Origin of the sequence: Erysipelatoclostridium sp. An15 (assembly GCF_002160675.1) — a bacterium.
GTDB lineage: Bacteria > Bacillota_I > Bacilli_A > Erysipelotrichales > Coprobacillaceae > Thomasclavelia > Thomasclavelia merdavium.
Genome location: NZ_NFLA01000046.1, coordinates 1 through 21,881, shown reverse-complemented (window position 1 = coordinate 21,881; position 21,881 = coordinate 1). Strand labels below are relative to the sequence as shown.

Sequence of the window (21,881 nt, the reverse complement as noted above, 5' to 3'; positions counted from 1 at the left end):
TGGTGGCGATAGCATGATGGACACACCTGTACCCATTCCGAACACAGAAGTTAAGCATCATAACGGCGACGATAGTACTTACGTGCAACAATAGCTAGCTGCCGGTTCTTCTTTTTTTTACATATTTATTTCGCATTCTTAGGCCTTTTGATGGCTTTTTTTATTTATAATAGAATACTTATAAATTTTATCTTCTTAATCTTACTTGATATCTATTATTGTGGTATCATATTTATAGAAGGAAGATCAGTTATAAGTATTCTTTTTATTTATATTCATCTTGATACAAAGGAGGTAATTATATGAAATGCAAAGTTATAACTATCGGGCATGATTATGGTAGTGGAGGTCGTGATATTGGACGTAAATTAGCTGAAAAACTTAATTATAAGTATTATGATACTGAAATTACAGCAAAAATAGCGAAAGAAAGTGGTTTAGCTGAATCTTATATTAAAAATAATAGTGAATATGCAACTCATCGTAATTATTTCTTATTTACGTTGAATAATTGGACCGCTGGTGGTCCTAGTCTGATCGACCAATTATATTTCATGCAGCGTAAAATTATTTTGGATTTAGCTAGTAAAGAAAATTGCGTAATTGTTGGACATTGTAGCGACTATGCTTTAAGGGACTTATCTGATTGTTTCCATGTTTATATACAAAGTGATATTGAAACTAGAGTTAAACGTGTAGTTGAAAAGTATCAAGAAGAATTAGAAGATCCTACAAAAGAATTAGAAGAACGTGATAGCAGAAGAAAGACTTATTATCGTTACTATACTGATCGTAAATTAAATGACATTACTAATTATAATTTAATATTAGATCGTACTAATTTAACAGATGAAGATTGTGTTGATATAATTTATGATACAATTAAAAGAATTAAATAGTACAACCGATTAAACGCAAGTTATTTTTTAGCTTGCGTTTTTCTTTTTTTCACAATATTATAAATATTATACGAGGGAGTGATTAAATGATAAAAGCAGTATTTTTTGATATCGATGGAACTTTGATAGACCACGATACTAAGATGATGCCTGATAGTACTAAAGAAGCATTAGCTTTATTACAAAATAAAGGAATTAAGGTTTTTGTTGCTACAGGTAGATCACCAATAAATTTGGATGTTGTAAGAAGTAATTTTGCATTTGATGGTTATCTATGCTGTAATGGACAATATTGTTTTAATAATGAAGAAATAATTTATGAAAAATATATTAATAATGAAGATTTGAAAACATTATTGCCATATATTAATGAAAATAATATCCCAGTATTATTTGCTGAGGTAACTAAAAGTTATAGTAATATTCATAACTATTGCTTAGATGAAAGTGCTAAGCATTTAAATGATGAACGTTACCCAATTAAAAATGCGAAAGATATTGTAAATCAAAAAGTAGTACAAATGATGGCGTACATTGATGAAAAAGATGATCAGGAATTTTTAAAGTATGCACCTCATTGTAAATCAGTTCGTTGGACACCACGATTTGCTGATATTATTCCAATTGATGGTGGTAAAAATGTTGGAATTGATAGAATTATTGATTATTATGGCATTTCTTTAGATGAAACAATGGCTTTTGGTGATGGTAATAATGATATTGCTATGTTGAATCATGTCAAGATAGGGGTAGCTATGGGAAATGCTGATATTAGTGTAAAAGAAGCTAGTGATTTTGTAACTAAGTCTGTTAATGAAGATGGTATTTATTTTGCATTAGAAAATTTTTCATTAATTTAAAGTATAAATACTAAAAAAATTATGCTAATATATATAAGAATATTGAAAAAAACTTGCACGGTAGTTACTACCGTGTGTTATTTTGATTTGGGAGGTTATTAGATATGGAAAGGACAAAAAAAGGTTTTTTTAATGCGGATGTAGATTTATTACATGGACCTATTTTTAAGTCACTGGTTATTTTTGCAATACCATTGCTCATTTCTAATGTTTTTCAACAATTATATAATACAGTTGATACAATGATAGTAGGAAATTATTTAGGGGATGTATCATTAGCAGCAATTGGTTCTTGTACATCTATATATGATTTATTGGTGGGATTTGCGCTTGGAATTGGAAATGGATTATCAATAGTAACCGCTAGAAGTTTTGGCTCTGGTGATCATACATTATTGAAAAAATCAGTAGCTAGTTCAATTGTTATTGGAGTTGTATCGTCTATTGTAATTACGATAATAGGTGCAATTATTTTACATCCTTTATTAGTTCTACTAGATACACCTGCAAATATAATTGAAGAAGCATATAGTTATATTTCAGTAATTACTTTGTTTATTGTAGTAATGTTTGCTTATAATCTATGTGCTGGTTTAATGCGAGCAATTGGAAATAGTTTTATGCCATTAATATTTTTGATTGTATCGTCATGTTGTAATGTTGTTTTAGATATATTATTTATTACATCATTTAATATGGGAATTCAAGGAGCTGCTGTTGCTACAGTTATTTCTCAAGGAATTTCAGTTTTATTGTGTATTGTTTACATTATGAAGAAAACAAAAATCTTAATTCCTTCAAAAGAACATTTTAAAGTTGATAAAGCTTTATATAAAGAATTAATTGGTCAAGGATTTTCAATGGGATTTATGAGCTGTATTGTATCAGCTGGTTCTGTAATTTTACAATATGGAATCAATGGATTAGGATATTTAACAATTGCTGGTCATACAGCAGCGAGAAAATTATATATGTTCTTTAATATGCCTTTTACAGCAATGGCGATGGCTATTTCAACCTTTGTTTCTCAAAATAAAGGGGCTGATCAAGGAAAAAGAATACGTCAGGCACTTAGATATGCTTATATTTATGATGTTGTTTTAGCAGCGATTGTTACAATTGGATTATTATTATTTGCCACTAATTTAGTACAATTAATCTCAGGTTCTACAGAACCAGTTGTTATTAATAATGGTTCATTATATTTAAAAATTGTGGGACCATTTTATATGATTCTAGGAATTTTAATGCAAACGCGTTATGCTTTACAAGGAATAGGTCAAAAAATCTTACCGTTAATATCAAGTGTAATTGAATTTGTCGGAAAGATTATTTTCGTAATTGCATTTATTCCTCAATTTGGATATATGGCAGTTATTTTCTGTGAACCAGTTATCTGGTGTGTGATGGCGATACAATTAGTATATTCATTTTATTCAAATAGCTATATTAAAAAATTTAAATAAAAAAAGCAGGAAACTGCTTTTTTTGTTAATTGGTACAGGAAATGGGACTTGAACCCACACGAGAAATCTCACTAGAACCTGAAACTAGCGCGTCTGCCATTCCGCCATTCCTGCATTTACTAATATTATACGCTTTTTAAAAACAAATGTTAATTAAATTGTGATATTTTGATATAATATAGCAAACGAATGGAGGGGTATAGAATGAGTATTTTAGATATAAATATTCCAGTGAATTATTATTTTGAAGAAATTAGTAAAATTCCTAGAGGTTCATACAATGAACAAAAAATAGCTGATTATGTTGAAAATTTTGCTAAAGAACATAATTTACGCTATGTACGAGATCAAGTTAATAATCTTATTATTTATAAGGATGCAAGTGCAGGATATGAAGATCATGAAACAATAATGTTACAAGCCCATATGGATATGGTAAATGAAAAAAATAAAGATAGTGATCATGATTTTGATAATGATCCTTTAGATTTGTATATTGATGATGGTTTTATAACTGCTAAAGGAACAACATTAGGTGCTGATGATGGTTATGGGGTAGCGTATATGTTAGCGTTATTAAGTGCTAATAACGTTAAGCATCCACCATTGGAATGTGTTTTTACGGTTTGTGAAGAGGTTGGCTTAGATGGTGCTTTAGCATTTGATGGCAATTTAATTAGTGCAAATAGAATGATAGGTTTAGATAGTGAAACAGAAGGGGAAACTTGTACTACTTCATCAGGTGGTTGTGATGTTATGGTTGATAAGGATTTACATTTTGTAGATAATACTAAACCAATATATGAATTAATGATCAAAGGGTTACAAGGTGGTCATTCTGGACGTGAAATTTCTAATGGACGTGGAAATGCTAATAAATTAGCTACTAGAGTAATGTATGGTTTTATTAAAGAAAAGCTTGATATTCAGCTTATTGATATTGAAGGTGGTTTAAAAAACAATGCGATTCCTCGTGAATGTACTATTATTTTTTCTAGTGAAAGTGATTTTGATGAGTTAAAAAAAGTAGCTGATACTTATCAAAGTTATTTTAAAGAGGAATTTGAGTTTAGTGATTCTGGGGTATTAGTTGAGTTAAAAGCAGTATCAAAATCATTACCGCAAGCATTAAGTAATGCTGAGTCTAAAGAAGTAATCGAGATGATGAATGTTTTAAAAAATGGTTTTGTTGAACGTTCATTTGCAATTAAAGATTTAACAGTTATTTCTTTAAATATGGGTGTAGTAAGAATTGAAAATAATCAATTAAAGATTAATTATTTACTACGTTCGCCAATGAAAAGTGCTGTTGAAAATATGTGCGATGAATTAAATATTGTGGCACGAGCATTTAATGCTAGTACTGTTTCATCAAATTATTATCCTGGCTGGTTGTATGACCCAGATTCTAAATTAAGAGATCAATTTAAAGAATTTTATTTAAAACATACTGGTAAACAACTTAAAGAAGTTGCTAGTCATGGTGGTTTAGAAACTGGAATTTTTAAAGGGAAAAAACCAAATTTGGATATTATAACAATGGGACCGGATATGAGTGATATCCATACTCCTGATGAACGAATGAATATTGCTTCATTTGTAAATTGTTATCAATTATTGTGTGATTTTATAGCAACATTATAATTTATTAGGCACTTTGTTTTAGTGCCTTTTTATTTTGCAGTCATTTATGTCGATATTGAGTCGTTTATGCCTAAAATCTTGTTAAGATAAAGTTGTTTAGTATAATTTATAATGTGGTGATTAAATAATATTTAATCATCTTTGAAATATAAAAATAATTTAAATAATTATTGTAATCTATTTAATATAGGACTATAATTTAATTAGAAGGAAGGGAGGAAATAGAAATGATTACCTTCGTAAAAAAAGTTGTAGCCAGTCAAAAAAAGTTCTATTTAGGCTTGCTGACAATCCTATCATTTTTAGCTTCGTTTGAATATATTTCAGTAGTTATTTATTCAGGAGCGACTAATCTTAATAATTTTATTGATCAGTTTATGTTACAAAGTGTAACAGGAATAGTAATAATGATTGCTTTTGTACTGATTTTGTTTGTTAATAATTACCTGGTTGAACACAAGACAGATGAATTTTCGTTAATTCTTTTAATGGGAAAAAATACTAAACAGGTATTACGATATATCATTATTCAATTTGGATTATTATTTTTATTATCTTATCTGTTAGGGGCAGTAATCGGAAGTGGATTATTGTTGTTATACCAGCAGTTATATGTTGAAACTGTAATGGGTACTATTGATTCAATTATTTTTGTTTATGGGGCGTTATTTATTACTAAGATAATATATGTTGTAGTAATTGATTTTGGAAAATTTTTAAGAATCAAAATGGATATTGCTAGTTATATGAATCATGTTCCTGAAACTACTAATTTTAATCCGTTTGCAGTATTTAGTAGTGGCAGTAAACTTGCCGATGTCAATGCTAAGCAGATCATTGGTGCTAATGCTGGTAAAGTATTTACATTAATCATTGGATGTTTGTTTTTGTACATTGGTTTATCTCAGTTACTTAGTGATAGTAGTCAAAATATAGCCGTAAGTTATATGTTTTCACTTGCAGGGGAATTAATTATTATTAATAAGTTTATTCCATTATTATTTGATTTATTGCATAATAAAGTTTTATTGAAAAGTAAAGACTGGCTGATGATCTTAAGTAATTTAAAAGAAGTTAGTAAAGCAATGAGTGTAATGATTAATATTTCATCAGTTGTTGTACCAATAATTATTGCGTTTTTATATCTACAAAATGTAAGCGTTATCGTTCAAAATGCGATGCTGGTGACATTCTTTGCATTAATGGCTGGTATGTTTCTATGTTTTATCGTTAGATTTATGATATATATTCCTTCAAGAGCTAATGTTATTGCAATGATGAAATCACTTGGCTACAGTAAGAAAAATATATATCAGATCCATATTAAGGAAATATTGATTTTCGTCTTACTATTTATCATATTTCCAATTGTAATATACGGATTGGTTTTATATCAAAGTTATTTAAATAATATGATTGCTTATAATACTTTAATTACTATGGTGTTAGTTTATATCGGGTTATATGCAATAATGACAGTTTATATGATTTTAAGCTATTATAAATTAATCAGGGAGGTATATAGTGATGTCAAATATCTTAATCGCGGCGAATAATATTTGTAAGGTATATGATCAAGATATTTTATTAAAACGCGGTGCTAATTTTTATGCTTTACAAAATATTGATTTTAATCTTTATGAGGGTGACTTTATTAGCGTTATGGGACCAAGTGGTTCTGGTAAATCAACTTTATTAAACTGTTTATCAACATTGGATAATGTTACTAGTGGTGTTTTAAAGGTATTAGGTAAAGAAGTTAGTCAAATGAGCGATAATGAATTAAGTCTATATCGAAATAAATATCTAGGCTTCATCTTTCAAAATCATAATCTAGTATCTTCATTATCAATTTTTGATAATATTGCAACACCATTGATTTTAAATGAAGAAGCACCAGATCAAATTATCGATAAAGTTAATGAAATTGCTAAAAAACTTAATATCCAAAAACTACTTTATAAAAAACCTAATGAATGTTCAGGTGGTGAACGGCAAAGAGCTGCAATAGCAAGAGCTATTGTAAGTAAACCTAAAATTTTAGTATGTGATGAACCAACTGGTAATCTAGATACAGTTAATTCTCATGAACTTTTAGGGATGTTAACAAAATTAAATCAAGAAGGCACATCAATAATTTTAGTAACTCATGACAGTATGATTGCTAGCTATGCTAAAAAGTTTATCTATTTACGAGATGGAAAGATAATTAATGAAATTAATAGAAACAATGCTAGCCAAGTGGACTTCTTCAATGAAATCGTTAAAATTACAACTCAGGATAGCTTGTTGAAATTATTTAATGATACTACAGATAGTAAAAATGTATTTTCAAATAACACTGATTCAAGTGTAACTAATTGTGAAGTTGTAATTGAAAATGAAGTTGCTAATAAAGTTAGTGAAACTTCAAATAATGAAGGTATGGAAGTAAATGTAATAAATAAAGAAACCAAACCAGTAAGAAGAATTGTATATGCTATTTTTGCTGGACTAGAATATGATGAAAGTTCTAGTAAAAGATATCGAATATTGCATTTTGAAGAAGATACTATTGATTTTCAATTTTCGAATATTGAAAAATTACATGTTACTTATCCTGAAGTTGAAAAAGCTATTATTTCAATGTGTTCAAGATATGTTCCATCATTTCCAATGCCAGAAAACCGTTTCTATCTAGATTTGGATTTAGTATTAAAAGATGGAAAGACCTATAAATTTGAAGTAAATAATCAAAGAAATGCAACTAGTTTATTTGATGTATTACATCAGCATAATATTAAAGTTGAAGATCCATGTGGTTTTGAAGAGTTATATCGTTCTAAAGGCGACTATTTAGTTCGTCATCGCTGGTTATTATATAACTTTAGAAAGATAGCTAAACAATATCATTTAGACAATCCACGCGGTGAATCAAAATCATTTTATTAAATTCAAGGGAACACCGCAAGGTGTTCTTGCTTTTTTTGGAGGGAACTAAAATGGTAACGACAGCCCTAAAAATGTTGTTTATTGAAAAAAAGAAAGCCATGTCATTAGTTTTTAATTTAGCAATTATGATTTGTTTAAGTGGCGTTATGTTGAACATGTTAGAAAATCCTAAGATGCAAATAGTTTACTTGTTTATTAATGATGTTGCTAATCTTTTAAGCATTTTGTATTTTTTTTAATAATTATTTGTATTTGGCTAGTTGCTTATTCGTGTTTATATTATATTCGTATTAATTCAAGAGGGTTTGCTTTAATTCGGTTAGCTGGATATGATTTTTTACAATTGGTTAAATATATGGTCATTCAAAATTTAATGATTGTTTTAATGGCTGCAATTTTGGGATATTTGATGATGGTAGTTTTAATCCCTGTTGTACAAATGATCATATATAGTTATGTTGGAATGAATTATAATATTTTTTATATCTCATGGAGTGCTATTTATCAAAGTTTTTTACTTTTACTTTTAACAACCGTGATCATGGTATTTTTAGATATTTATTATATTAATCGGATGTCAATTCCTGAGATGTTAAAAATGCATAATATTGTTAGTTATAAAACTGATAAAAGATTAATTAAGATACCAAAAATATTATTTGTGGTTTTATATTTAATAGGTTTGATTATTTTATTTAACAGTGATGATTTAAGTTTTGGAACAATATTAATTTGTATAATTGGAGTAATTGGTGTTTATGGAATTTTGTATTATATAATTCCTGATTATTTACAAGCAAGAATTGATAATAAAAAATTAAAACCGTTAGATTATGTTGTAAGTGGGAATGTATCTTTATTTTTACAACAGGCTAAGATGATCATTATGTTAATTTTAATAACAGTAATTGTTTTTCCTATCGTAATTTTAATTACTAGTGTTTATCCGTTATATCATATTCAGGTTCATATAATCTTTGTTTTAGTTAATGTTTTGACCTGGATGACCCTTTATAGCCGATTTAAGCTTGATTTTCAAGAAAAAAGGACTCTATATCAAAATCTATACAAAATCGGTTTAACGACAAAAGAATTAAAGATTGTATCTTATAAAGAAATTATTAGTATCTTTAAAACAATTTTAATTTTATCAGGAGTATATTTGACAGTAATTATTTTTAAACTGATACAAGCTAACGCTAATTATTATTCACTGGTAGTAGTATTAGCTGAGTATTTTATACCACTATTGATTTGTTTAATCTGGTTATTAAATAAAAGAAGAAAGGAAATCTATTTATGGAAAAAGTAATGGCAATAAAAAACCTCAAAAAGATTTATGGTGTTCATGGAGCAAATCCTAAAGTAGCTATTAACGATATTTCGTTACAGATAGATCAAGGTGATTTTGTTTGTATTATGGGACCTTCAGGTTCTGGGAAAACAACATTAGTAAATATTTTATCGACGATTGATGAAGCAACAAGTGGTAAAGTTATTTTATTGGGACAGGATATTTCAAATATGTCTGAAAAGGATAAAGCTAGTTTAAGAAAAAGTGAAATTGGATTTATTTTTCAAAACTATAATTTAATAGAAACATTAAAAAATAAAGATAATATCCTTTTTTCATTACGATTGAATAATGTATCTTTAGATAAACAACAGCAAGTTTTAATAAAGATAAGTAAAAAATTAGGAATAGAAGATATTATTGATAAGTTTCCGTTTGAATGTTCAGGTGGTCAACAACAGCGAGTTGCCATCGCTAGGGCATTAATTACTAATCCTAAAATCCTATTTGCAGATGAACCAACTGGAAATATTGATAGTTTGTCTGCTAGGGAGCTAATGGAATTGTTTGTAAAAATAAATCAAGAAAATAATACTACGATTGTAATGGTTAGTCATGATAGCTTTGTTGCTTCATATTCAAATAAGCTTTATTATATCGTTGATGGAAAAATTAAAAATCTATTAAATAAAAATAATCTAAGTCAATTTGATTATTATAGTGAAATTGTAAAAATTACCACTCAAATAGATTTTAGATAATTATCTAAAAAATTAAATGGACTTTTAGGGTATAATAAGATATATTTTTCATATGTTTTATTAAAGGAGGAGTAGTCTTGGCGTTAAAAAAGCTGCTTTCGGTCTGTTTTGATACTAAAAAATTAAAAATTACGGTAATGGTATTGAAAAAAATCAATCAATATACAATCAGGGTTGAATATGAAGATGAAGTAGAAAAGATCAAAGAAAGCAATCATGAAGTAAGCTATGATTTTGTTTATTATTTATCAGATTTAATTGAAAAGGCTAAGCTTGATAAAATTAATAGTCAGGATATGGCAGTTGGATATTTAGAAGTTTATTTTGGTGAGGATGAATATTTACCATGTTATTTTAGTAGTGAAGATGTACAAAATAATAAAGGGTTGCATTATTTGATTCATTCACTATTACCATTTGTTGATGAAGGTGAAGATGATATTGATAAAATGATCAGTTAAAGCTAATCATTTTATTATTTCCAGGGAAATATTTTAGCGAAAGTTAAATTAATTATAGGAAAAATGACGCAAATAAGATACAATAGGGGTGGAAAAAAGTTTGGAGGATAGATAAAATGAGTGGATTTTTTGGTGTTGCATCAAAAGAAAGTTGTGTTTTAGATTTATTTTTTGGAATTGATTATCATTCACATTTAGGTACTAGAAGAGGAGGAATGGCTGTTCATGGTCAAGATGGATTTCAAAGATCAATCCATAATATTGAAAATTCTCCTTTTAGAACTAAATTTGAAAAAGATATTGAAGAATTTGAAGGTAACTTAGGAGTTGGGTGTATTTCTGATAACGAAGCTCAACCATTATTAGTTAAATCACATATTGGTTCTTTTGCAATTACAACAGTTGGAAGAATTAATAATTTAGAAGAATTAAAAACTAATTGCTTTGCTAATGGTACTACTCACTTTTTAGAAATGAGTTCAGGAGAAGTTAATCCTACGGAATTAGTAGCTGCTTTAATTAGTCAAAAAGATGATATTGTTTCAGGAATTAAACATGCTCAAGAATTGATCAAAGGATCAATGAGTATTTTATTACTAACTAGTGAAGGTATTTATGCTGCTCGTGATAAATTTGGTAGAACACCAGTAATTATTGGTGAAAAAGAAAATGGTTATTGTGTTACTTTTGAAAGTAGTGCATTTTTAAATTTAGGATATCATCATTATTGTGATTTAGGTCCTGGTGAAATTGTTTATATGACACCAGATAAAGTTGAAGTTAAACAAAAACCAGGCGATAAAATGAAAATTTGTTCATTTTTATGGGTATATTATGGATATCCAACATCAACTTATGAAGGTATCAACGTTGAAGTAATGCGTAATCGTTGTGGTAATTTGTTAGCAAAAAGAGATGATGTTAAACCTGATAGTGTCGCTGGGGTACCAGATTCAGGAATTGCCCATGCGGTAGGATATTCTAATGCATCAGGAATTCCTTTTGCTCGTCCATTTATAAAATATACGCCTACTTGGCCACGTTCTTTCATGCCAACTAGTCAAAAGCAAAGAAACATGATTGCAAAAATGAAATTAATACCTGTTCAAGAATTAATAAAAGATAAGAGTTTATTGTTAATTGATGATTCAATTGTTCGCGGAACACAACTTGGGGAAACAACTGAATTTTTATACAATAGTGGAGCTAAAGAAGTTCATGTTCGGCCTGCTTGTCCACCAATTTTATTTGGTTGTAAATATTTAAATTTTTCACGTTCAAGTTCAGAACTAGATTTGATTACTCGTCGTGTTATTAAAGATTTAGAAGGTGATAATGTAAGCGATGAAGTATTACAAGAATACGCTGATCCAGATAGTGAAAGATATCAAAAAATGTGTGAAGAAATTCGTCGTCGTTCTAACTTTACTTCATTACGTTATCATCGTTTAGATGACATGATTGAATCAATCGGACTAGATAAATGTAAATTATGTACATATTGCTGGGACGGAAAAGAAGATTAGGATTGTTTATCAATCCTTTTTTTCTTGCTTAAAGAATCTTAAAATCTTAAAATATAATTAGTAGATAATAAAAAGGGGATGTTGTAATGAATATTTTTAGTAAATTAGATAATCTTACTGATTTAACTGCTAATGAACAAACGCTAGTTGATTATATGAAAAATAATCCCGAACGTTTTGTGAATATGAGTGCTGATGAAATTAGTGCTGCTTGTTTTGTTTCCATTCCAACAATTTATCGTTTGTGTAAAAAATTAAAACTAAATGGATTGTCACAGTTAAAAATGGTAGTTTCTAATTCAATTCGTGATTATATGAAAGAAAAAAATGGTATTGATTATAACTACCCTTTTTCGCAAAATGAAACACAGTATCAAATTACTGTTAAAATGAAAGAGTTGTATGAACAAACACTAACTACTTTAAATAATCTAATTGATCTAGAACAATTAAGACTAATTGCTTTAGCTTTAAAAAAGGCTAAGTATATTGATATTTATACTTCAGCAGGTAATATTTATTTTGCTGAAAATTTTAAGTTTCAAATGTCAGAAATTGGTGTTGTTGTTAATGTACCAGTTGAACAATACCAGCAGTCTTTAGCAGCAGCTGCTAGTAATGAAGAGCATGTAGCTATTGTTGTTTCTTTTGAAGGTAGGGGAATGTTAGTTGAACAAGTAATGACGTTATTGAAAAAAAATAAAACACCAATTGTCTTGATTTCTTCAACAACAAATAAAACAATGATTCAATCAAGTGACTATAATTTGTATTTAAATCCTAATGAAAATCACTATAATAAAATTTCTTCATTTTCAACTCGGTTATCGTTACTATATTTATTAGATTGTATATATACTTGTTATTTTAAATTGGATTATGATAAAAATGTCAAGTATAAAACAGAAACGTATATGAAGATGACTAAGGAATAAATGAAATGATTATTTCATTTAGTAATAGTATTTTTAATAAAAAATGTAAAATTTTTTTCAATATATTTTTTTATTAATTAATTGACAGTAAATAGTGCTATAGTAATAGTGTGAAAAAATCAAGGAGGTTGGTTTTATGGGTGATATTTTATTGTCAAGAATTATTAAGTATTTAAACGGAACATTATTTTATGATGGTTATTATCAATTTTGTACTTTTGTAATTGCTAATTATAAAAAAATGATTGAATATGATTTTAAACAAGTTTGCACGGAAAGTGCAATTGATCCTCGGGTAATTAATAGTTTTTTAAACTATTTAGGTTTTAATAATTATGAAGAGTTTCATGAAAAATTAGTTGCTGATGATATTTTAAGAAATGATCAAATTCGAGCTAGAATGTTAAGTATCAGCTATCGTGATTTATTTAAAATGATTGAAGTGAATGATTATGATAGCTTTATGGATAGTATTGTTTCTATTTGTCATGATATTTATCGTGCTAAACGAATTGTTATTGTTGGTGGATTATTCCCTAGCAGTATTGCTGTTGAGTTTCAAACTGATTTAATTACACTTGGTAAAAATGTTATTCAATATCATGCTTATGATCCTGATAATAATTTTAAAGATGGTGATTTTGTTGTTTTCTTCACTTCAACTGGAAGATCTTTACGTGATTTTATTCAAAAGAAATCTTTAGCGCAGTTGCAATGTTGTAATACAATGTTAATTACGCAAAATAGACTATTAGAAAATGAAAATCTTAAAGAGATAAAATATTTCTTTAGTTTGCCTGGTAAATTTGATGGTATTAGCTTTAATTATCAAATAATGGCGATATTAGATATGATTAGAATTATTTATTATCAGGAATATTTTGTTGAAGCTGGTAATCTTTAATTTTTATTAAAAAATAAAACTAAACTATTGACAATATCCAGCTAACCGTTTTATCATTTTAACTATACTAAATTCGTTTAGCTAGGAAGAGTAATCAGCTAAGCTTTATTTAAGAGACTTGATGGGTGGTGGAAATCAAGATAAACTAGTTGATGAATGGGCCTGGTGAGAAGCAAAATGAAACCGTTGGGAGTAGTGGCGCCGTGTTTTTCGCGTTAAGAAAAAGGACATGATGGTGTCTTACAAGGTGGCAGAGTGGTTTTTATCCTTGAGGATAAAAACCTTTTTTACTTTTAGAAAAAGGAGATTTATATGAAGGATATTATTTTAACAGGAGATCGTCCTACTGGAAGATTACATTTAGGACATTATGTAGGATCATTACGTAGAAGGGTTGAACTACAAAACTCAGGTAAATTTGATGAAATTTATATTATGATTGCTGATTCTCAGGCATTAACAGATAATGCAGATAATCCAGAAAAAGTTCGTCGTAATATATTAGAAGTTGCTCTTGATTATATGTCAGTGGGACTTGACCCTAAAGTTACTACAATGTTTATTCAATCACAAGTACCAGCTTTATTTGAATTTACTGCATATTATATGAACTTAGTAACAGTATCAAGATTACAACGAAATCCAACAATTAAAGAAGAAATTAAACAAAGAGGTTTTGAAACTAGTATACCAGTAGGTTTTTTAAACTATCCAGTTTCACAAGCAGCAGATATTACCGCTTTTGATGCAACTTGTGTTCCTGTTGGTGAAGATCAAATGCCATTGATTGAACAAACTAAAGAGATTGTACATAGTTTTAATCGTATTTATGGTGATGTTTTAGTAAATCCTAAAATTATGTTAGCTGAAAATGAAGTATGCCAACGTTTACCTGGAATTGATGGAAAAGCTAAAATGTCTAAATCATTAGGAAACTGTATTTATTTAGCTGATACAAGTGAAGATGTTAGAAAGAAAGTCATGAGTATGTATACTGATCCAAATCATATTCGTGTTCAAGACCCTGGAACTGTTGAAGGAAATACTGTATTTACTTATTTAGATTGTTTTTGTAAAGATGAACATTTTGAAAAATATTTACCAGAGTATCATAATTTAGATGAATTAAAAGATCATTATCGCCGTGGTGGCTTAGGAGATGTTAAGATCAAAAAATTCTTATTCAATGTTCTTGAAGATACACTTCAACCAATCAGACAAAGACGTCAAGAATTAGAAAAAGATATTGACTATGTTATGAGTGTATTACATGAAGGATGTATCAAAGCTAATAAAAAAGCTAATGCTACTTTAAAAAGAGCTAAAGATGCAATGAAAATCAATTATTTTGATAATGATGAAGATAGTATTAGTGAATATTATAAAAAGCCATAATGGCTTTTTTTTGTAGAGGAGTGATAATATGAAAATAGTAATAATCGGTGGTGTTGGGGCTGGAGCTAGTATGGCTGCAAGATTACGACGATTAAGTAAAGATGATAAAATAATTATTTTAGAAAAAGGAAATTATGTTTCTTATGCTAATTGTGGATTACCTTATTATGTTTCTAATGTGATTTCTAGTAGAGATGATTTGTTATTAATGACACCACAATTATTTAAAAGTCGTTTTCAAATAGATGTACGAGTTCAAAATGAAGTTATTAAAATTGACGCTGAAAATAAAAAAGTAACAGTTTTAGATCATTTAAATCAAGATAATTATTTAGAAAGTTATGATAAATTAATTATTGCAACAGGGTCTTCACCAATTAAATTACCAATACCAGGAATTGATAGTTCTCGAATTTATCAGTTATGGTCATTTAATGATTTTGAAAAGATTAAACAAAAGATTATTTTAGAAGATATTAAATCAGTTTGTGTAGTTGGTGGTGGTTTTGTAGGAATTGAAACTGCTGAAAATTTAGTTGAAAATAATGTGGCAGTAGATATTGTTGAAAAAAGTTTACAGGTGCTAAATAATTTGGATTTTGAAATGGCCCAGATAGTTCATAAAAAGTTATGTCAAAAAGGAATTAATTTAAATTTAGATACTGAATTAATTCAATTTGAAGATCATGATAATCAAATTGTAGTTAAAACAAATCGTTTTGAAAAAGAATATGATATGGTTATTTTATCAACCGGTGTTAAACCAAATAGTAAAATAGCTAAGGAAGCTGGTATTTCATGCAACTTGGCTGGTGGAATTATTGTTGATGATACTTTTAAAACTAATATCGAAGATATTTATGCAATAGGGGATGTTATTGAAGTTGAGCATTTAATTAATCATAAAAAGACAATGATCCCTTTGGCTGGACCTGCCAATAAACAAGGAAGAATGCTTGGAGATATTTTAGCTGGAAAAGAAAAACGATATCCAGGATCACTTGGTAGCAGTATTATTAAAGTTTTTGATTTAGTAGCAGCAAGTACTGGATTAAATGAAAAACAATTAAATCAGCAAGGTTTAAAACGTCATGAAGATTATGAGGCAATTATTTTACAGCAAAAAGCTCATGCAGGATACTACCCTAATGCTTCTTTTATTACTTTAAAAGTAATTTATGATCAAGAAGGCTATCTTTTAGGGGGACAGATAGTTGGTTATCAAGGTGTTGATAAACGTATTGATGTTTTAGCAACAGCAATTAATTATCATGGTCAAGTAACTGATTTACAGGATTTGCATTTAGCGTATGCACCACCATTTTCATCAGCAAAAGATCCAATCAATATGGTAGGGTATGTTAGTGAAAATATAGCTGATGGTTACATTAAAATGATGTTACCTGATGAATATCAACAGGTAAAAGATAATGTCATTACATTAGATGTTAGAGAAGATGAAGAAAGAGCTAATGGTCAAATCAGTAATTCTTATCATATTCCATATGGTCAGTTAATTGAACGTTATAATGAACTAGATCCTGATAAAACAATCGTTATTTATTGTGCGATTGGTGTAAGAGCTTATAATTGTGCTCGAATTTTGATGCAAAGAGGATATTCGAAGGTTTATGTTTTAAGTGGTGGACTAGCATTTTATAATGATTATTGTTTTGATGTTAATTATGCAAAGAAGAAATTGGTATCTAATAAATAGAGGTAACATATTTTGCGTAATCTAGAAAATTATTTTAAGGATAGAAAAATTAATTATGATCGATTAATAGAATATGGCTTTATTTTAAAAGAAGATAATTATTATTATGAAAAGGTAATAAATGATGGTGTTTTTAAAATAGTAATAGAAATTAATAAACAACAAAAGATAGCTAAAGTAATCGATTTATTAAATGACCAAGAATATAATTTAGTCGATGTTAAAGGGGCAACTGGAAATTTTGTTGCTAAGATAAAAGAAATCTATGAAGCACTTATTAATGATATTATTGATAAGTGTAGTGATGTAGATGTTTTTAAAAGTAAACAAACAATCGCGATAATTAATTATGTTAAAGCAAAATATGACAATGATTTAGAGTTTTTATGGAAAAAGTCACCCAAGAATGCTATCTGGCGAAATCAAAATAATCGTAAATGGTATGGCGCTGTTTTAGTTATAAGTAAAGATAAATTAAAAATTGAGTCTAATGAAATGGTTGAAATATTAGATTTGAGATATCAAAAAAATGATATTAAAAATATAATAGATAATTATAAAATTTTTCCAGGCTATCATATGAATAAAGATAATTGGATTACAATTATTTTAGATGGGCGAGTTGAATTGGAAGAAATATATCAGTTAATTGATAATAGTTATCAGCTATCTTTGCATAAATAAAATTTATCTTTCAATTAATGAAAAAATAAGTTAAATTTTAATAATCATTATATAATTGTTAGCATAAATATAACTATAAAAAACGGAGGTACAAAAATGAGTTTTCCAAAAGGATTTTTATGGGGTGGCGCTGTTGCTGCTAACCAATGTGAAGGTGCTTATTTAGAAGATGGTAAAGGACTATGTGTCCCTGATATGTTATTAGGTGGTGACGTTAATACACCTAGAACATTCTTACCAAAAATAGATCCAACAGCTTTTTATCCAAGTCATGAAGCTGTAGATTTTTATCATCATTATAAAGAAGACATTGCCTTATTTGCTGAAATGGGATGGAATGTATTTAGATTTTCAATTAACTGGGGTCGTATTTTCCCTAATGGTGATGATGATAAGCCAAATGAAGCTGGTTTAAAATTCTATGAAGATGTAATTGATGAATGTCATAAACATGGAATGGAACCATTAATTACTTTATGTCATTATGAAATTCCATGGAATATTGTAACTAAATATAATGGTTTCTCTGATCGACGTGTAATTGATTTATTTGTTAAATATGCAACTACATGTTTTAAACGTTACAAAGATAAAGTTAAATACTGGTTAACTTTTAATGAAATTAATATTGCCTGCATGGGTGAAGGTGGAATTGGAAATTTATATGGTTTAGGAATTATGGATCCAGAAGATGTTAATTCTGATCATCGTATTCCATTAACTGATTTAAAATCTGATCCTCAAAAAACATTTGAAGCATTACATAATGAATTTGTTGCTAGTGCGTTAACAGTAAAAGCAGGTCATGAAATTAATCCTGATTTTATGATTGGAAATATGATTGCCCATACTACTGTTTATCCATTAACACCTAATCCAAAAGATGTTTTAGCAGCTTTTGATGAAGATGATTTAAAAAATAATTTCTGTGGTGATGTTCAAGTTCGTGGTGAATATCCTTCATATATGTGGCGTTATTTTAAAGAACATAATATTGATACTTCATATATTACTGAAGAAGATAAGAAGATTTTAAAAGAAGGAACAGTTGATTTCTATACATTCTCTTATTATCAATCAAATTGTATTACAGTTAATAAAGAGGCTGAAAAAACAAAAGGAAACATGACTGCTGGGGCTAAAAATCCTTACTTAGAAGCTTCTGACTGGGGATGGCAAATTGATCCTGATGGATTACGTTATACTTTAAAATTATTAAATGGTCGTTATCCTCATACTCCTTTAATGATTGTTGAAAATAGTTTAGGAGCATATGATAAAGTAGAAGAAGATGGTTCTATTCATGATGATTATCGTATTGCTTATTTAAAACCACATATCAAAGCTATGCATGAAGCTATTGAAGATGGAGTACCATTAATTGGTTATACAACTTGGGGACCAATTGATTTAGTTTCTGCTGGTACTGGACAATATGCAAAACGTTATGGATTTGTTTATGTAGATCGTCATGATGATGGTACTGGTGATTTTTCTAGAAAGAGAAAAGATTCATTCTATTGGTATAAAAAAGTTATCGCTAGCAATGGTGAAGATTTAGATTAATTATTAACGCAGAAAATTTATTCTGCGTTTTTCTTACTTGATTTTGTTATTACTATTAGGTAATATGTATTTTTAAAATACATATTAGAAAAGTAAGAAATTTAGAAAGTAGTGAAGAGGGAAGTATGAATTTTTTTGTATTAATAATGTTGGGGTTATGTTTATTAGGATTAGTTGATAAGATTTTAAATAATAAACTAGGGTTAGTAGAAGCTTTTGATAGAGGTTTAAATTCAATGGGGAGCATTGCAATGAGTATGGTTGGATTTTATTGTATAGCCATCTCACTTATTCAAAATAATGTTGATACAATAACAACTTTAAGTGCAAATTCTTCATTGGATCCATCAATTATTATTGGAACGCTTTTAGCACCAGATATGGGTGGTTTTTCGATCGTAAGTGGCTTATCTAATAAAGAATTTATATTATTTTCAGGAATTTTGTTAACTTCATCTTTGGGACAGACTATTAGTTTTCAATTACCGATTTTTTTATCATCGTTAAGAAAAGATGATTTAGATCCTTTTATTAACGGATTAGTATATGGGATTTTGAGTTTACCGGTTGTTTTAATAATTAGTGCATTATATTTACAAATTCCTAATTTATTGATTAATTTATTACCAATTATTATTTTATGTTTAGTTTTAGTAATTGCTCTATATTTATCTTATCAAAAAACTATTTTTGTGCTAACTTTGTTTGGCTATATCATTAAAATTTTAAGTATTATATTGTTTGGATTAGTTGTATTACAATTATTTTTTACTAATTTATCTTTTACTACAACTTCCTTAATTAGTGAGGCTATGGTAGTAGTGTTAAAGATGGTAATTGTTGTATGTGGATCAATGATTTTATCAGATATATTAATAAAAAAATTTCCTAATTTAATTTTTAAAGCTAGTCGTTATTTAGGAATTAATAGTACTGCTTTAATTGGACTATTACTTAGTTTAGGAACTAGTTTAGCGATGATTCCGTTATTTTCTAAAATGGATCGCAAAGGTAAAATTTTAAACGGTGCTTTTAGTGTTGCAGGTGCATATGTTTTTGGGGGACAGCTTGGTTTTGTAGCTAGTGTAAGTAGTAGTTTTGATGTAGTAGTGTATATAATTTTCAAACTTGCAGCTGGAGTTTTTGCAATTATATTAGTAATGATTTTCTATCGTGAGAAAAAAGAAAAGATTGTTATTGATAATTAATAAAAAGTCGTCTTAAATAATTTCTATCTTTAGAACTATAATAATATTATTTATAATCATTCTTTGTTATAATATTAGTGACGAAGCAAAGGAGATTAATATGAATGGGTTTCAGCTAAAAATTAATGTGAAAGATAGCAGTAAGCCGATGTGGCGTCGTGTAATTGTACCAGAAAAATTAACATTTAATAGTTTACATCTCGTAATTCAAAAAATATTTGCTTTTGAAAATTGTCATTTATATGATTTTAAAATTAGAAAGAAAAGAATTTGGATTCCTGGTAATGATTTTGAATATGAACAGATATTTAGTAATTATGAAACAATCTCTTGTTTTGAGTATTTAAATGAGTATCTTGAAGATGGGATGACATTTGATTATTGTTATGACTATGGTGATTGCTGGCATTTTAAAATTAAAGTTGAAAAAGTTGTTGAAGATGTTAAGCGATACCCGGTTGTATTGAAGTATCGAGGTTATAACTTAATTGAAGATTGTGGTGGGATATCTTTATACGAAGAACTTATTGCAGATGATTTTGCTTTTAATCAGATTACTTTTGATTTAGAAAAAACTAATCATCAATTAATGGAAATTGAAGTTGAAGAACGTCTTAACGAAAGCTTATATCGTGATGATTTTAAATTAGCACTGGATACAATTAGAAATTGTCTTGATCAGCGGGATATAAATAACTTTCAAGTAATAAAATTAATTAGTGAAACTGTTAGTTACTGGGTAATTTTAAAAGTACAAGAAGGTTATATGTTGCAAATGTATGAAGATTATGATGATTTGCTTGAAGGCTTTTATTATACTGATTACTCTTTTTCTGATAATATCTTTACACATTGCTGGACATTTTTATTATTGAATTTTAAATTTGAAACTAAGTTATCTATTGATAATAATGGACGATATATTGCTTTAAAAAACGAACCTGGTTATATTCCAGATTTGATTAAAACTAGTGAAGGTGCCGGGTTGTTGAAATATTTAAACGATTTAGCTATTGGGTTAAGTGGTAATAATGAGGTTACTGATGAAGATGAAATGTTGGAAATAGAAGTATATAACGGTATCTATCAGGCAAGTAATATCTTTGTTCATGAAATAAAAGTAGATTTTAATCATTTTGATTGTCATTATAGTCCAAGTAAATCAATTACTAATCAAAATATTCTTAATCAAAAAGTTTGTTTAGATGTTGTAGCGTTACCTTTTAATGCATTTAATCATGATAATAAGTTAGATATTTATGGGGTTATCGTTAGTGAAGACGACTATATTGTAAGAAAAATTGAAAGTCCAACAGTTGAAAAGATTAATAAAATTTTAGTAGATATAATTATTGATTTTTCTAATCAATATGGAAAACCACAGTATTTAGCAATGTCAAATTTAAATATTCTATTTATTGTATATGATTTTCTTAGAAAGAATAATATTGGATATCATCGTGATCAAGTCTTTCAAGAAGTTGATGAAGCTATCATCGATGCATTTGGCTTGGAAGATGAGATATTAAGATTATTAGATGATCCTAGTTTAAAAGCAGTATTAGATGAATTTGATGTTTTTGATGAACAGGAATTAGAAGAAAAGTTAAATCAAATTGCTAATGATATG

At 28.1% G+C, this 21,881-nt stretch carries 19 protein-coding genes, 1 tRNA gene and 1 rRNA gene; 20 read left to right on the top strand and 1 reads right to left on the bottom strand.

Annotated features, from left to right (window positions below; genetic code table 11):
• From rrf to B5E92_RS12305, 4 genes are all read left to right on the top strand, one after another.
• Positions 1-107, top strand: a 5S ribosomal RNA gene (gene rrf / locus B5E92_RS12320); the annotation flags it as partial.
• Between the two features lie 195 nt (positions 108-302).
• Positions 303-899, top strand: a complete 597-nt coding sequence (locus B5E92_RS12315) for an AAA family ATPase (protein WP_087302634.1) — start codon at positions 303-305, stop codon at positions 897-899.
• A gap of 86 nt (positions 900-985) precedes the next feature.
• Complete coding sequence (locus tag B5E92_RS12310; RefSeq protein WP_087302632.1) at positions 986-1,759, top strand: Cof-type HAD-IIB family hydrolase; 774 nt, start codon at positions 986-988, stop codon at positions 1,757-1,759.
• Positions 1,760-1,863: 104 nt separating this feature from the next.
• A complete protein-coding gene (locus tag B5E92_RS12305; RefSeq protein WP_087302630.1) occupies positions 1,864-3,225 on the top strand; it encodes an MATE family efflux transporter in 1,362 nt (453 codons plus the stop codon).
• A 30-nt stretch (positions 3,226-3,255) separates the two neighbouring features.
• On the opposite strand, the gene B5E92_RS12300 is transcribed toward B5E92_RS12305, so the two are convergent.
• Positions 3,256-3,339: transfer RNA gene (locus B5E92_RS12300), tRNA-Leu, on the bottom strand.
• Positions 3,340-3,429: 90 nt separating this feature from the next.
• On the opposite strand from B5E92_RS12300, the gene pepD reads away from it, so the two are divergent.
• The 16 genes from pepD to B5E92_RS12220 form a co-directional block, all read left to right on the top strand.
• On the top strand, positions 3,430-4,869 hold the full coding sequence (gene pepD / locus B5E92_RS12295) for a beta-Ala-His dipeptidase (protein ID WP_087302628.1): 1,440 nt from the start codon (positions 3,430-3,432) through the stop codon (positions 4,867-4,869).
• A 227-nt stretch (positions 4,870-5,096) separates the two neighbouring features.
• Positions 5,097-6,425: an FtsX-like permease family protein gene (locus B5E92_RS12290; RefSeq protein WP_087302626.1), complete on the top strand. Its 1,329-nt coding sequence runs from the start codon at positions 5,097-5,099 to the stop codon at positions 6,423-6,425.
• A complete protein-coding gene (locus tag B5E92_RS12285; protein WP_087302624.1) occupies positions 6,397-7,800 on the top strand; it encodes an ABC transporter ATP-binding protein in 1,404 nt (467 codons plus the stop codon). The genes B5E92_RS12290 and B5E92_RS12285 overlap by 29 nt, the downstream gene beginning before the upstream one ends.
• 50 nt (positions 7,801-7,850) lie before the next feature.
• Positions 7,851-8,039, top strand: coding sequence for a hypothetical protein (locus B5E92_RS12280; protein WP_087302623.1), 189 nt, complete (start codon positions 7,851-7,853; stop codon positions 8,037-8,039).
• Entirely contained in the window at positions 8,039-9,112 is a 1,074-nt protein-coding gene (locus tag B5E92_RS12275; protein WP_087302621.1) for an FtsX-like permease family protein, read from the top strand. Before B5E92_RS12280 ends, B5E92_RS12275 begins: the two co-directional genes overlap by 1 nt.
• Positions 9,100-9,855: an ABC transporter ATP-binding protein gene (locus B5E92_RS12270; protein WP_087302619.1), complete on the top strand. Its 756-nt coding sequence runs from the start codon at positions 9,100-9,102 to the stop codon at positions 9,853-9,855. The genes B5E92_RS12275 and B5E92_RS12270 overlap by 13 nt, the downstream gene beginning before the upstream one ends.
• Before the next feature lie 77 nt (positions 9,856-9,932).
• Entirely contained in the window at positions 9,933-10,316 is a 384-nt protein-coding gene (locus B5E92_RS12265) for a hypothetical protein (protein ID WP_087302617.1), read from the top strand.
• A gap of 116 nt (positions 10,317-10,432) precedes the next feature.
• Positions 10,433-11,842 (top strand): amidophosphoribosyltransferase, encoded by a 1,410-nt coding sequence (locus tag B5E92_RS12260; RefSeq protein ID WP_087302615.1) that lies wholly within the window; start codon positions 10,433-10,435, stop codon positions 11,840-11,842.
• Positions 11,843-11,928: 86 nt separating this feature from the next.
• Positions 11,929-12,777, top strand: a complete 849-nt coding sequence (locus B5E92_RS12255; protein ID WP_087302613.1) for a MurR/RpiR family transcriptional regulator — start codon at positions 11,929-11,931, stop codon at positions 12,775-12,777.
• Positions 12,778-12,913: 136 nt separating this feature from the next.
• Entirely contained in the window at positions 12,914-13,681 is a 768-nt protein-coding gene (locus B5E92_RS12250) for a hypothetical protein (RefSeq protein WP_087302611.1), read from the top strand.
• Between the two features lie 312 nt (positions 13,682-13,993).
• Complete coding sequence (trpS, locus tag B5E92_RS12245) at positions 13,994-15,076, top strand: tryptophan--tRNA ligase (RefSeq protein ID WP_087302609.1); 1,083 nt, start codon at positions 13,994-13,996, stop codon at positions 15,074-15,076.
• Positions 15,077-15,104: 28 nt separating this feature from the next.
• Positions 15,105-16,793, top strand: coding sequence for an FAD-dependent oxidoreductase (locus B5E92_RS12240; RefSeq protein ID WP_087302607.1), 1,689 nt, complete (start codon positions 15,105-15,107; stop codon positions 16,791-16,793).
• A gap of 12 nt (positions 16,794-16,805) precedes the next feature.
• The gene (locus B5E92_RS12235) at positions 16,806-17,477 is read left to right on the top strand and encodes an MmcQ/YjbR family DNA-binding protein (protein ID WP_158095231.1); all 672 of its coding nucleotides are present in this window, start codon (positions 16,806-16,808) and stop codon (positions 17,475-17,477) included.
• Positions 17,478-17,573: 96 nt separating this feature from the next.
• Positions 17,574-19,043: a glycoside hydrolase family 1 protein gene (locus B5E92_RS12230; RefSeq protein ID WP_087302603.1), complete on the top strand. Its 1,470-nt coding sequence runs from the start codon at positions 17,574-17,576 to the stop codon at positions 19,041-19,043.
• A 125-nt stretch (positions 19,044-19,168) separates the two neighbouring features.
• Positions 19,169-20,251, top strand: a complete 1,083-nt coding sequence (gene eutH, locus B5E92_RS12225; RefSeq protein WP_087302601.1) for an ethanolamine utilization protein EutH — start codon at positions 19,169-19,171, stop codon at positions 20,249-20,251.
• A 100-nt stretch (positions 20,252-20,351) separates the two neighbouring features.
• On the top strand, positions 20,352-21,881 hold a 1,530-nt coding region (locus tag B5E92_RS12220; RefSeq protein WP_087302599.1), incomplete at its 3' end, for a plasmid pRiA4b ORF-3 family protein.

What these genes read in the sequence shown, in the direction of transcription:
- eutH (WP_087302601.1), top strand. Translation starts at nt 19,169, where the DNA reads ATGAATTTTTTTGTATTAATAATGTTGGGGTTATGTTTATTAGGATTA.
- B5E92_RS12270 (WP_087302619.1), top strand. Translation starts at nt 9,100, where the DNA reads ATGGAAAAAGTAATGGCAATAAAAAACCTCAAAAAGATTTATGGTGTT.
- B5E92_RS12310 (WP_087302632.1), top strand. Translation starts at nt 986, where the DNA reads ATGATAAAAGCAGTATTTTTTGATATCGATGGAACTTTGATAGACCAC.
- B5E92_RS12250 (WP_087302611.1), top strand. Translation starts at nt 12,914, where the DNA reads ATGGGTGATATTTTATTGTCAAGAATTATTAAGTATTTAAACGGAACA.
- B5E92_RS12230 (WP_087302603.1), top strand. Translation starts at nt 17,574, where the DNA reads ATGAGTTTTCCAAAAGGATTTTTATGGGGTGGCGCTGTTGCTGCTAAC.
- B5E92_RS12290 (WP_087302626.1), top strand. Translation starts at nt 5,097, where the DNA reads ATGATTACCTTCGTAAAAAAAGTTGTAGCCAGTCAAAAAAAGTTCTAT.
- pepD (WP_087302628.1), top strand. Translation starts at nt 3,430, where the DNA reads ATGAGTATTTTAGATATAAATATTCCAGTGAATTATTATTTTGAAGAA.
- B5E92_RS12280 (WP_087302623.1), top strand. Translation starts at nt 7,851, where the DNA reads ATGGTAACGACAGCCCTAAAAATGTTGTTTATTGAAAAAAAGAAAGCC.
- B5E92_RS12305 (WP_087302630.1), top strand. Translation starts at nt 1,864, where the DNA reads ATGGAAAGGACAAAAAAAGGTTTTTTTAATGCGGATGTAGATTTATTA.
- B5E92_RS12255 (WP_087302613.1), top strand. Translation starts at nt 11,929, where the DNA reads ATGAATATTTTTAGTAAATTAGATAATCTTACTGATTTAACTGCTAAT.
- B5E92_RS12285 (WP_087302624.1), top strand. Translation starts at nt 6,397, where the DNA reads ATGTCAAATATCTTAATCGCGGCGAATAATATTTGTAAGGTATATGAT.
- trpS (WP_087302609.1), top strand. Translation starts at nt 13,994, where the DNA reads ATGAAGGATATTATTTTAACAGGAGATCGTCCTACTGGAAGATTACAT.
- B5E92_RS12315 (WP_087302634.1), top strand. Translation starts at nt 303, where the DNA reads ATGAAATGCAAAGTTATAACTATCGGGCATGATTATGGTAGTGGAGGT.
- B5E92_RS12240 (WP_087302607.1), top strand. Translation starts at nt 15,105, where the DNA reads ATGAAAATAGTAATAATCGGTGGTGTTGGGGCTGGAGCTAGTATGGCT.
- B5E92_RS12260 (WP_087302615.1), top strand. Translation starts at nt 10,433, where the DNA reads ATGAGTGGATTTTTTGGTGTTGCATCAAAAGAAAGTTGTGTTTTAGAT.